The organism is Vibrio sp. A8-1 (genome assembly GCF_013048685.1).
Classification (GTDB): Bacteria; Pseudomonadota; Gammaproteobacteria; order Enterobacterales; family Vibrionaceae; genus Vibrio; species Vibrio metschnikovii.
On record NZ_VHTC01000002.1, the window covers coordinates 193,648 to 205,521 of the forward strand.

An 11,874-nucleotide genomic window follows, 5' to 3' on the forward strand; every position below is an offset into this window, starting at 1 on the left:
GTGCTTTTTCCTTGTTATATCGCCTCTAATGGGCGTTGTGTTGAGCAAAAGCTCAGTGGCTGGCTGATACTAGTCGCAAGTATAGGAGATAGAAATCCGACCATTGTCTAAGGCGCGATTAAATCTTTAAAATTGCTAGCAATTTGGCATTAAATTGTAAATAAAAAGTTAAAAGTAGAGTTTTGGCTCTATTAAAATGGCGCTTATTTGGCTGTTACTGCCTTGTGTTACACAAGGTGATAACTCGAAAAAAATTGATCTAGGACAATTTTTCGCCGGTATTGGTGGGCTAAACCAGCATAAACTTGATCTAATGCAAACTACGCTTTGTTTAAGTCGCTATATTACCTCTTGTCATCTCGTTAGCTCTAGTAGCTAACATGTTGAGCAAGATGACACTTCCTTTTGAAGGCTGACTTTACTTTCTCCTAATCAGGAAACTGATTATTTCAATTGGCTTAGGTTAATTGCTTTGTATAACATTCCAACCACACAGCTTTGTGTGGTTTTTTTTTGCTTGCTTTCGCTGCCGCAATCACGTTTATTTAAACAGTTGTTTGATTGATGTAACAATTTGATTACAATGCTTCTCAGGTCAGACCTCTTATTCTAAGGAGAAATAATGGGCAAGCAGGAAGTCAGAACACGCTCAGGAGAGCGTGTTGCTATTGTTGCAGGTATTCGTACCCCTTTTGCACGTCAAAGTACGGAGTTTGCGCAAGTACCCGCGATAGATTTAGGCAAGATGGTGGTTAATGAACTGCTCACTCGAACCGACATTGATCCACAACTCATCGAACAGTTGGTTTTTGGCCAAGTGGTTCAGATGCCAGAAGCACCCAATATTGCTCGGGAAATTGTGCTAGGCACGGGGATGAATATTCATACGGACGCTTACAGTGTGACGCGTGCTTGCGCAACCAGTTTTCAATCTGCGGTTAACGTCGCTGAAAGCATTATGGCTGGTACTATCGATATTGGCATCGCTGGTGGCGCGGATTCCTCTTCCGTTTTACCGATTGGCGTTTCTAAAAAACTGGCAGCAAGCTTATTAGCGCTCAGTAAAACGAAAACACTCAGCCAAAAATTCAACGTATTAAAGTCATTATCGGTTAAAGATTTAATGCCAGTTCCGCCTGCCGTTGCCGAATATTCGACAGGGTTATCGATGGGACAGACCGCCGAGCAAATGGCGAAGTCGCATGGTATCTCACGCGCGGATCAAGATGCTTTAGCGCATCGTTCTCACACCTTGGCTGCCCAAGCATGGAATGAAGGCAAGATAGCCGGTGAGGTGATGACCGCTTTCCCTGAGCCTTATAAAAAGTGGCTCGATAAAGACAATAATGTGCGTTTTGATTCTACTTTAGAAGGTTACGCTAAGCTTCGCCCCGCTTTTGATCGCCAATATGGCAGTGTGACCGCGGCTAACAGTACGCCGCTCACTGATGGTGCGGCGGCCATTCTGTTAATGCGTGAAGGGCGAGCCAAAGAGCTGGGCTTGGATATTCTTGGCTACATTCGCTCTTATGCATTTTCGGCGATTGGCGTTGAAAAAGATATGTTGATGGGGCCTTCCTTCGCGACGCCATTAGCGCTAGAGCGAGCTGGGATCGAACTGAAAGATTTAACATTAATCGATATGCACGAAGCGTTTGCGGCGCAGACCTTAGCCAATGTGAAAATGTTCGCTAGCGATAGTTTTGCTCAGCAATACTTGGGCCGCAGTAAAGCGATTGGTGAAATTGATATGGATAAATTCAATGTGCTTGGTGGTTCGATTGCTTATGGTCACCCTTTTGCGGCGACGGGAGCGCGAATGATCACGCAAACCTTGCGTGAATTACAACGTCGTGGTGGTGGGCTAGCATTGAATACTGCTTGTGCCGCTGGTGGCTTAGGTGCGGCAATGATTTTGGAGGTTGAATAATGAGCGAGGCAAAAGCATTTCACTTAACGATTGATGAGCAGCACATTGCTTGGCTCGCGATTGATGTTCCCGGTGAAAAAATGAACACTCTTCAGGCCGCATTTGCCGATGAGATGTTGGCGGTATTTAAGCAGCTTAATGAACAGAAAAAACAGCTTAAAGGCTTAGTCATCCATTCGTTAAAGCCAGATAACTTTATTGCCGGTGCGGATGTTCGAATGCTGGATGCCTGCACTTCTGCTCAAGAAGCACAGGCCTTAGCCACGCGAGGACAGCAGATGTTCCAACAGCTAGAAGACTTACCATTCCCTGTTGTGGCTGCGATTCATGGCCCTTGCTTAGGCGGAGGATTAGAGCTGGCACTGGCGTGTGATTATCGTGTGTGTACGGATGATGATAAAACACGTTTAGGTTTACCTGAGGTGATGTTGGGTTTACTGCCCGGATCGGGGGGAACGCAGCGTTTACCTCGTTTGATAGGTCTACTTCCTTCGTTAGATTTAATTTTGACCGGTAAACAACTGCGCGCTAAAAAGGCTTATAAACTAGGCGTCGTTGATGCTTGCGTGCCTCAGAGTGTCTTATTAGAAGTGGCGTTACGTTTTGTCGGTGACAATAGTAAGAAACGTCGCCAAGCTAAACCATCTTTAAAAGAAAAACTGCTTGCTAATACGGGCCTTGGCCGCAAAATTATTTTTGACCAAGCGAGCAAAAAAACCGAACAGAAAACGCGCGGCAATTATCCAGCGGCTAAGGCCATTTTAGAAGTCATTGAGCATGGACTGAATAAAGGGTTGAAAGCAGGTTTGGAGCAAGAAGCGAAACGCTTTGGTGAGTTGGTGATGACCAATGAATCTAAAGCATTACGTTCGATATTTTTTGCTACCACGGAAATGAAAAAAGAGCACGGTAGTGATGCTGAGCCTAAGTCAGTCAAACACGTTAGCGTGTTAGGTGGCGGCTTAATGGGGGCGGGGATCAGCCATGTTAGCGTGGCTAAAGCAAAACTGCCGGTCAGAATTAAAGATGTTTCTAACGACGGCATTCTTAATGCTTTGAGCTATAACTACGGTCTATTTGAGAAGCAGCGTAAACGCAAAATCATCAGTAAAGCGCAACTGCAAAATAGCATGATGCAATTGGCTGGTGGTACCGATTTTAGAGGTTTTCAGCAAACGGACGTGGTTATCGAAGCGGTCTTTGAAGATTTGGCGCTTAAACAGCAGATGGTGGCCGATGTCGAGCAACACGCTCAGCCTAGTACTATTTTTGCAACCAATACTTCTTCTTTACCGATTGGGCAGATTGCCGAAAAAGCCACTCGGCCAGAAAATATCGTCGGCCTACATTATTTTAGTCCGGTTGAAAAGATGCCATTAGTCGAAGTGATCCCACATAGCACGACGTCATCTGAAACGATAGCGACCGTGGTGGCGTTAGCGAAAAAACAGGGCAAAACCCCGATCGTAGTCAAAGATCGCGCTGGTTTTTATGTTAACCGTATTCTAGCTCCTTATATGAATGAAGCGGCTAATGTACTGATGGCTGGAGAAACGATAGAAAAAATCGATAAAGCGTTACTGAACTTTGGTTTCCCCGTTGGGCCAATTACGTTATTGGATGAAGTAGGGATCGATGTTGGCTCAAAAATTATGCCTATTTTGGTTAATGAGCTTGGGCCGCGTTTTAAGGGACCGGACGTATTTGAGGTTTTATTAAACGATAATCGTAAAGGACGAAAAACAGGCAAAGGCTTCTACAGTTACAAAAAAGGCAGCAAGAAAAAAGAGGTCGATAAGTCAGTTTACAAATTGTTGAATCTAACTCCAGAATCAAAGTGGGATGAGCAAGAGATTGCCATGCGTTGTGTGTTACCGATGCTCAATGAAGCGGTTCGTTGTTTGGATGAGGGGATTATCCACTCGCCACGTGACGGCGATATCGGGGCGATTTTTGGGATTGGTTTCCCTCCTTTCCTTGGTGGCCCTTTCCGCTATATGGATCAAATTGGTTTGGATAAACTGATTGAGCAAATGAAGCAACACGCTCAAAAATACGGTGACCATTTCGCACCGTGCGATGCGTTAATTACTCGAGCGAGTGTAGGTAAGCGTTTCTACTCATAAGCGATGCTCGATTAACAACTGAAAAAAGAGGAGAGTGGTCAATCGCCACTCTCCTCTTTATTTCTAACCATCGATCAGTGGATGTGATAAGCAATAACAAAATCAATAAATAGACGGACTTTTTCTGGTAAATGATCTTTATGATTGTACAGCATATAAATGTCTCGCGGGTTAGCACTCCAGTCGGGTAAGACGCGCACCAAACTACCATCTGCAAGAAATTCTTTTAACATCACATCAGGCATTAAAGTAATACCTAATCCATCCGAACAAGCGCTGCGCACCACGTTGAGGGTACTGGCTTGAAACCTTCCCACATCGTTATTGATGCACGTTTCCCCTTTATCATTACACAGTTGCCATTTGAGTAATGGATCGCCTTTCAATAGGGAATATTGGCTGAGTTGTTCAGCGTGAGTGGGTGTGGGATGTTTGGCTAGATAGAGAGGGCTGGCGACTAAAATGTCTTTAACTTCACTGATTTTTCTGGCGATCAAACTGGAATCACGTTGTGGCCCGACTCGGAAAATAACGTCCCATTCGGTAGGGTCGAGTTGAACGGCATGATTACTGGTCGTTAATTCAAGATTAATATCTGGATACTGATGCATAAAGGCGTTAAACATCGGCATCATCATCCGCTTGGTTAAATTCTCTGGTGCGGAAAGTCGAATTGTGCCTGATGCTCCACGACATTCATCAGTGATCGCTTCCGCCATGCTGGCTAAACGTTGTAGTAACGGTGAACAATCTCTGAAAAAACGTTCCCCAGCTTCAGTTAAAGTCAGCTTTCGAGCGTGCCGATTGAGCAATCTTAAATTTAAGGAATCCTCCAAAGCTTGAATGCGTCGGGTAATTGTCGCAACCGGGATCATGGTTTTACGCGAGGTCGCGGTATAGCTGCCGTGTTCAACAACCAGTCGAAAAAGGTTTAAGTCATCTAATTTCATTGTTCCTGACACATTATTTTACCGTTTTAGTTAATTTATACGGATATCAGCAAGTAAGGCTTGAGTCATATCAACTTGTAGAACGATTTGTCGACTCGCTCTATTTTTTTGTTCATCTAATGATAGATTGATTAGCGTTATGGTAACTAATTTTGTAAATTATCGTATTTATGCATGGTATCTGGCTGGTTATTTTTACCAGTAAAATCTCGTAAATCATACATATAGTATGTGATGCAGATAAAAAGTGGAATATTTGTATAAATGTCGTTTCAAGACTATTTTTAATGAGCAAGTACACGATGTTATTCGTAGGGTTTGGTAGAAGATGAATCAGGTAACGTCGGTGAGTCATGGCTAATCAATCAGGTAGCTTAAATGGGTGCTAGGTAGCCTGAGCATTGATGGAGATTGATGAGCTAATCATACGAATCGTGAGCACATAGTGGAGTAGGTGCTATGTATAAAGATTACATTAAAGCTAGGAATCTATCGGACGGTAATGCTGGCCAAGAGAAAATGATCATGCTGGTTGATGATGACCCTATTTTCAGGCGAGTGACCAGTGGTTATCTGGCCGCTAAAGGGTATAAAGTCGTTGAAGCTAAAGATGGCTTAGATGGATTGAAAAAGCTACGTTCAAACGAGCCAGATTTATTACTGTGCGACCTTTCTATGCCTGTATTAAACGGTATTGAGTTTGTTGAAGAGGTAAGTTTGGAGTATCCATCGTTGCCAATGATTGTCGTGTCAGCCACGGGAGAAATGTCGGATGTGGCCAAAGTGCTTCGCTATGGCATCAAAGATTTTTTACCCAAACCGATTGGTAATCATGAAAATCTCAGTTGCGCGATTGAAAATACATTAGAAGATGCGATGCATCATCTTAATGATCAACGTGACTTTTCGAGCCAGTGGTTTCGAGTCGACGGTGGCGGCGAGCTTCCTGAAGAGCAAGAGTTGCATTGGCATCTTGAGCATTTACGAGAAAACCCCAATACGGCCAGAGAGTTACTACAAGCACTGTTGCCCGATAATGACACTTCACAAGGTGCTTGGAAGTGCAGCTACCGATTATTACAGTCGACAGAAGCCATGCCATTAGTGTTTGATTACGCTTGGTTAATCAATGGACAGTTTGCTTTTTACATCGTTGATTCGTCGAGTGATCAGCAACTAGGGGTCGCGAGTACATTATTGATCCGCGCTTTATTTAATGACTATTTGCGTAACTTGCGTAGTTTCAGCGCTGATTTAAAAGATCTGGCCGAAATCTTTGAACGAGGTATCGAGTGCTCTGAAGGTGGCGTGCCTGTTTGTGCCTTATTTGGTATTGCTGATTTGACCGATAAGACTTTGTCCATTTTACCTGCGGGATTAGCATGCCATTGGTCTAATGGTTATCTCTCTCAGTCAATTGCTCCCGGTGTGAAATTAGGGGATAATTGCTTAAAGAACTTCATTACCAAAGACTTACCTATCCAAAGTGCTTGTCAAGTATCGATCAGTTGTCTTGGTTCCAGTAGTTTTACATTAGATATTTATCAAGGTAATAAGAGTTAACAGCCTCTACCGATGGTATATTCACTCAATGTTCAGCGAGGCCCATCATCAATATTCGTCATGTTTTACTCAATGTTGTTGGTGGCCTTAGCGTAGCACTTGGCCTTCTGGGTGTGGTATTACCCCTGCTGCCAACCACGCCATTTTTATTGCTCGCTAGCGCTTGTTTTGTGCGTAGTAGCCCTAGGTTTCACTTATGGTTACATCGGCATGCTACACTAGGGCCAATGTTACTTAATTGGCAACAGAATCGCGCCATCTCGAAACGAGTAAAATGGCGAGGTGCTTTATGCATGATGGCGAGCTTTGCTTTGTCTATTGCTATTGTTCCTCTAATGTGGTTAAAAATAATGCTTTTGGGATTATTAGTGATACTGCTTAGTTGGTTTCTTCGCTTACCTACGTATGAGTTGGTTGCTAACCAACAAGAAAATCACTAGCATTACTGGGAAGTGTGCCCGCTCTTCGAGTGGGCTTTTGCTTTTTAATCGACGTGCAGTTTGATGTGCACGTATAAATTCTCATTCTAGATCATGGTGATATTTATCATGGTCAATCAATCGAAGTTAATGTAGCTATGACAACCGAAACTCTTACTCTTATCAAATCTAGCATTAAAACCATTGCTGACTATCCAAAGCCAGGGATTCTCTTTCGCGATGTCACCAGTTTGTTGGAAGACGCTGTCGCTTATCAAGCCACCATTCGTTTGTTGGTTGAAAAATATCAAGCCATGGGGTTCAACAAAGTGGTGGGTACGGAAGCGCGTGGATTTTTGTTTGGAGCGCCATTGGCTTTAGAGCTTGGGGTAGGGTTTGTTCCTGTTCGTAAACCTGGAAAGCTGCCGCGTAAAACGCTCGCCCAATCGTACGATTTAGAATATGGCACGGATACGTTAGAAATTCACGTCGATGCCATCAAACCAGGCGATAAAGTGTTAGTTGTCGACGATTTACTGGCTACTGGTGGCACGATTGAGGCGACAACACAGCTTATTCGTCAATTAGGTGGTGTTGTTCAACACGCTGCATTTGTGATTAACCTGCCGGAAATCGGTGGTGATAAACGTCTTGAAGCTTTAGGGTTAGATGTGTACAGCATTTGTGAGTTTGACGGTCACTAAATATCCATAACGGAAGGTTTCATGAGTTATCTTGCTTTAGCACGAAAATGGCGTCCTAACACATTTAAAGCGGTGGTAGGGCAAGCTCACGTATTAACCGCTTTAGAAAATGCACTAACGCAGAATCGTTTGCATCATGCGTATTTATTTAGTGGTACTCGTGGCGTGGGAAAAACCACGATTGGGCGTTTATTTGCCAAGGGCTTAAACTGTGAAACAGGCATTACCGCTACCCCTTGCGGTCAATGTGCGACCTGCAAAGAGATCGATCAGGGGCGTTTTGTTGATTTATTAGAAATTGACGCCGCATCGCGCACCAAAGTTGAAGATACTCGTGAGCTGCTTGATAACGTCCAATACAAGCCGGCGCGCGGACGCTTTAAAGTCTACTTGATCGATGAAGTTCATATGCTTTCTCGGCATAGCTTTAATGCTTTGCTGAAGACATTAGAAGAGCCACCAGAGTACGTCAAATTTTTGCTGGCGACGACGGATCCACAGAAATTACCGGTTACGATTTTATCACGCTGTCTACAATTTCATCTTAAGCCGATCAGTGTTGAGAATATTCGGCAACAGCTTGAACATGTATTGCAAGCCGAAAATGTAAACAGCGATAGTAAGTCACTCGCCATGATCGCGCATGCCGCGGATGGCAGTATGCGCGATGCGTTAAGTTTAACCGATCAGGCTATTGCGCTCGGTAACGGTGTTATCGAACACAGCGTGGTTTCGCATATGCTCGGTACACTGGATACCGATCAAGCATTGCATTTATTACAAGCGATCAGTAGCCAGCAACCGCAGAGCATGATGGCGTGTATTGAACAATTAGCCAGTAATGGGGTTGAATGGGATGGATTGCTCCAGCAATTAGCAACCCAGTTGCATCGTATTGCTATGTGCCAAGCCTTACCCAGTAGCGTTGATAAAGCTCAGCCTGATGCCGATGCTATTGAACATTTAGCTAAAATACTAGCCCCACAAGACGTGCAACTCTATTATCAAATTGTATTAAAAGGGCGGGCGGATCTTCCGTTGGCTCCAACGGCGCGAATTGGTATTGAAATGGTTGCACTACGTATGATGGCGTTTCGACCAACGTCGGTTACGGTGAGTCATAGCTTAGTAATGCCAACCGCCGAACCGGTTTCTGATAACACAGCTCAGCGTTCGGTTGCTCAAATGCAGGGTCCAGTGACTGCACCGGCAACATCACCTCAACCTCAGGTAGTGAATGTTCAACCCGCGATGAAAGAGCCAGAGCCGCCAGTTGTTCAGCCAGAGACGCGAGCACAAGAACAAGCGGTTGTTGTTCCACCTGTCGCCGGGTTACGTCATCAGTTGCGCTCTCAGCGGCAAGGGCTGACTCCGAAAAGTACGCCAGTAAAAAAGCCTGATGCGGTATCTGCAAAGCCGACTTCGATTTTAGATCGTGTAGCACAGCGAGCTCAATCGACTTCAACGCCGATACCGCCGAATGAGTCTTTGATATCTCATCAAGAGCCAACCGAGCAAGAGTCCGTTTATCAATGGCGGCCATCAACCAGTACGGTAGAGAGTGCCAGTCAATCCACTCACAATGAATTGACGCCCACACAAATCAAGCGAGCGTTAGAGCACGAAAAAACACCAGAGATGATCGAGAAATTGATCATTGAAGCCGCGGAGCAGGACTCATGGGCCAAGCTGATCTCTCAGTTAGAGACTGCTAAATTAGTGGAACAACTTGCCTTGAATTCAACATTTCATAAGCAGGGAACCCATATTGAGCTGACGCTTCGTCCTTCTCATGCTCATTTGAATACCGATAAGGCTCAGAGTGAACTTTTACAAGCCCTCAATGACCAATTACAAGAAGAGTGTCATTTAAGTATTCATATTGGTGAATCCGGTGAAACACCGCTTGAGCTGAGAGAACGTCTTTATCAAGCAAAGCTCACTCAGGCGCTAGAAAGTTTGAAACAAGATACCAATGTACAATTTATTGAGCGACGTTTTCATGCTCAGCTTGATCATGACAGCGTGAGGCCAGTTTAACCAGTGGGGTTGAGATTTTCTATTTTCACCCCCACTTATCGTAGAACAATTGAATAAAACCAGAGAGATAATCTATGTTTGGTAAAGGCGGTATGGGCAACTTAATGAAACAAGCCCAGCAAATGCAAGATCGTATGCAAAAGCTACAAGAAGAAATCGCTAGTATGGAAGTGGTCGGTGAATCTGGCGCTGGATTAGTAAAAGTGACCATTACTGGCAGTCATAACGTACGTCGCGTTGAGATTGATCAAAGTTTAATGGAAGATGACAAAGAGATGCTGGAAGATTTGATTGCAGCTGCGTTCAATGATGCCGCTCGTCGTGTGGAAGAAACACAAAAAGATAAAATGGCCGCTGTCACTGGGGGTATGCAATTACCACCAGGTATGAAAATGCCATTCTAATCAATAAGTAGGTTAGTAATGCGAACCAGTCATATGCTGGAGCATTTGATGGAGGCCTTACGTTGTTTACCTGGGGTTGGCCCCAAGTCAGCGCAACGTATGGCCTTTCATTTGTTACAGCGAGATAGAAAAGGTGGCTTGCAGTTAGCGGAAGCGCTGAATCAAGCCATGGTCGAAGTGGGACATTGTGCTGAGTGTCGAACGTTCACTGAACAAGAAGTGTGCGATATTTGTCGTAATCCGAAACGACAAGAAAATGGCCAACTTTGCGTCGTTGAAAGTCCTGCGGATATTGCAGCATTAGAAGCCACGGGACAATTCTCAGGGCGTTATTTTGTACTGATGGGACATTTATCGCCGTTAGATGGTATTGGTCCTAGTGATATCGGTCTTGATACGCTGGATTTTCGACTGCAAAAAGGTGGTATTTCTGAAGTCATTCTCGCTACCAACCCTACGGTAGAAGGGGAAGCGACGGCACATTATATTGCAGAGTTATGTCATGAGCATCAGGTCAGTGCCAGTCGCATTGCACACGGTGTTCCTGTTGGTGGAGAATTAGAATTGGTCGATGGAACAACATTATCCCACTCGCTACTGGGAAGACAAAAGTTTAATACGACCTTTTAGTTCCCACTGCCTACCTTTGAGAACCTCGAAACAGACCGATTAGCTTTGTTTTGAGGTTTTTATCTTTTCACTCTTTTCTTTGTTGTTATTCAGGTTAGTTGCTCTAGCTCGATTAGATTTTGTAAAGCTTGTTGATTGCTGTCACCGCAAACGACAGGGCAAGGTTTGAAGTGGTGGCAGACGGTTGGCCTTTCTGGTTTACCAAAGAGTTTGCATAGATTGTCCTCATTAAGCTGAATACAACGCACTCCTGCAGGCTTACCGCTGGGCATACCTGGGATAGCTGAAGAAATACTGGGTGCAATACAACATGCGCCACAACCGAGACGACAGTCCATTTTATACCTTTCGATGATTACCCGTTTAATGCGGGCGCTGATCCTAGCAGATCTTTTCTTTCTCAGCAGCGAAATTATTACCTTGTGACCTTGCAGTTTATAAACGGGAAAGGTATAACACCCGGCTGAAATCGTAACTAGGCAGTAAACCCTCATGAATATCCCATTTTGGCAACGTAAATCTTTAGAACAAATGACCGAAGCGGAGTGGGAATCGCTATGCGATGGTTGTGGTAAATGTTGTTTGCATAAACTCATGGATGAAGACAGTGATGAAGTCTATTACACCAATGTTGCTTGCAGTTGGCTCAATAGCGATACCTGTTCATGCAAAGACTATCCTAACCGTTTTCAATCTGGCGAAGAGTGTTTAAAACTTACGCGAGACAAGATAGCGGAATTTCATTGGCTACCTGATACCTGTGCTTATCGGTTACTCGCGGATCAGCAGCCGTTACCTGAATGGCATCCTTTGATCACGGGGTCGAAAGCAGCGATGCATGCGGCAGGGCAAAGTGTCCGTAATCAGGTTGTTTATGAAATCGATGTTATTGATTGGGAAGATCACATTATAAACCATCCTAACAGAAACTAGCGGTATTAAGATTTTTCAATCTCTTATCTTATTAATCGCTGCTTTGCCCTGAGGAATCCCCTAATGATTTTGATAAAAATCATCAAGTTAAGGTAGATACACATCTTGTCGTATGATCAAATGGTTTCGCAAAAAATCAATAACCAGACAACAAGATGTGCGAACTCGATATTTT

11 protein-coding genes are annotated in these 11,874 nt (G+C 44.2%); 9 read left to right on the forward strand and 2 right to left on the reverse strand.

Features of this window, described 5'->3' with window-relative positions; translation table 11 throughout:
- Positions 1-622: 622 nt before the first annotated feature.
- Positions 623-1,930 carry an acetyl-CoA C-acyltransferase FadI gene (fadI, locus tag FKN93_RS02060; protein WP_161426565.1) on the forward strand — a complete coding sequence of 436 codons (1,308 nt, stop codon included), beginning with the start codon at positions 623-625 and terminating at the stop codon, positions 1,928-1,930.
- The gene (gene fadJ / locus FKN93_RS02065; protein ID WP_170904348.1) at positions 1,930-4,056 is read left to right on the forward strand and encodes a fatty acid oxidation complex subunit alpha FadJ; all 2,127 of its coding nucleotides are present in this window, start codon (positions 1,930-1,932) and stop codon (positions 4,054-4,056) included. The genes fadI and fadJ overlap by 1 nt, the downstream gene beginning before the upstream one ends.
- A 74-nt stretch (positions 4,057-4,130) precedes the next feature.
- Here the strand turns inward: fadJ and FKN93_RS02070 are convergent, their stop codons facing one another.
- Positions 4,131-5,006, reverse strand: a complete 876-nt coding sequence (locus tag FKN93_RS02070; RefSeq protein WP_004394894.1) for a LysR family transcriptional regulator — start codon at positions 5,004-5,006, stop codon at positions 4,131-4,133.
- A gap of 459 nt (positions 5,007-5,465) precedes the next feature.
- On the opposite strand from FKN93_RS02070, the gene FKN93_RS02075 reads away from it, so the two are divergent.
- The 6 genes from FKN93_RS02075 to recR all read left to right on the forward strand — a co-directional run bounded on the left by FKN93_RS02075 (position 5,466) and on the right by recR (position 10,766).
- A complete protein-coding gene (locus FKN93_RS02075) occupies positions 5,466-6,569 on the forward strand; it encodes a response regulator (protein ID WP_154170611.1) in 1,104 nt (367 codons plus the stop codon).
- Between the two features lie 44 nt (positions 6,570-6,613).
- Entirely contained in the window at positions 6,614-7,009 is a 396-nt protein-coding gene (locus FKN93_RS02080) for a YbaN family protein (RefSeq protein WP_170904357.1), read from the forward strand.
- Between the two features lie 137 nt (positions 7,010-7,146).
- On the forward strand, positions 7,147-7,692 hold the full coding sequence (gene apt / locus FKN93_RS02085; protein ID WP_170904349.1) for an adenine phosphoribosyltransferase: 546 nt from the start codon (positions 7,147-7,149) through the stop codon (positions 7,690-7,692).
- Between the two features lie 21 nt (positions 7,693-7,713).
- Positions 7,714-9,732, forward strand: a complete 2,019-nt coding sequence (gene dnaX, locus FKN93_RS02090; protein WP_170904350.1) for a DNA polymerase III subunit gamma/tau — start codon at positions 7,714-7,716, stop codon at positions 9,730-9,732.
- Positions 9,733-9,806: 74 nt separating this feature from the next.
- Entirely contained in the window at positions 9,807-10,136 is a 330-nt protein-coding gene (locus FKN93_RS02095) for a YbaB/EbfC family nucleoid-associated protein (protein ID WP_170904351.1), read from the forward strand.
- Between the two features lie 18 nt (positions 10,137-10,154).
- Positions 10,155-10,766 (forward strand): recombination mediator RecR, encoded by a 612-nt coding sequence (recR, locus tag FKN93_RS02100; protein ID WP_004394900.1) that lies wholly within the window; start codon positions 10,155-10,157, stop codon positions 10,764-10,766.
- Positions 10,767-10,855: 89 nt separating this feature from the next.
- Here the strand turns inward: recR and FKN93_RS02105 are convergent, their stop codons facing one another.
- Complete coding sequence (locus FKN93_RS02105) at positions 10,856-11,104, reverse strand: YkgJ family cysteine cluster protein (RefSeq protein ID WP_154167469.1); 249 nt, start codon at positions 11,102-11,104, stop codon at positions 10,856-10,858.
- A 154-nt stretch (positions 11,105-11,258) separates the two neighbouring features.
- Here FKN93_RS02105 and FKN93_RS02110 point away from each other — a divergent pair, with 154 nt between their 5' ends.
- A complete protein-coding gene (locus tag FKN93_RS02110; RefSeq protein ID WP_170904352.1) occupies positions 11,259-11,699 on the forward strand; it encodes a YcgN family cysteine cluster protein in 441 nt (146 codons plus the stop codon).
- Positions 11,700-11,874 lie beyond the last annotated feature (175 nt).

Coding starts and splice junctions, on each gene's coding strand:
- fadI (WP_161426565.1), top strand. CDS start 623: ATGGGCAAGCAGGAAGTCAGAACACGCTCAGGAGAGCGTGTTGCTATT.
- fadJ (WP_170904348.1), top strand. CDS start 1,930: ATGAGCGAGGCAAAAGCATTTCACTTAACGATTGATGAGCAGCACATT.
- FKN93_RS02070 (WP_004394894.1), bottom strand. CDS start 5,006: ATGAAATTAGATGACTTAAACCTTTTTCGACTGGTTGTTGAACACGGC.
- FKN93_RS02075 (WP_154170611.1), top strand. CDS start 5,466: ATGTATAAAGATTACATTAAAGCTAGGAATCTATCGGACGGTAATGCT.
- apt (WP_170904349.1), top strand. CDS start 7,147: ATGACAACCGAAACTCTTACTCTTATCAAATCTAGCATTAAAACCATT.
- dnaX (WP_170904350.1), top strand. CDS start 7,714: ATGAGTTATCTTGCTTTAGCACGAAAATGGCGTCCTAACACATTTAAA.
- FKN93_RS02095 (WP_170904351.1), top strand. CDS start 9,807: ATGTTTGGTAAAGGCGGTATGGGCAACTTAATGAAACAAGCCCAGCAA.
- recR (WP_004394900.1), top strand. CDS start 10,155: ATGCGAACCAGTCATATGCTGGAGCATTTGATGGAGGCCTTACGTTGT.
- FKN93_RS02105 (WP_154167469.1), bottom strand. CDS start 11,104: ATGGACTGTCGTCTCGGTTGTGGCGCATGTTGTATTGCACCCAGTATT.
- FKN93_RS02110 (WP_170904352.1), top strand. CDS start 11,259: ATGAATATCCCATTTTGGCAACGTAAATCTTTAGAACAAATGACCGAA.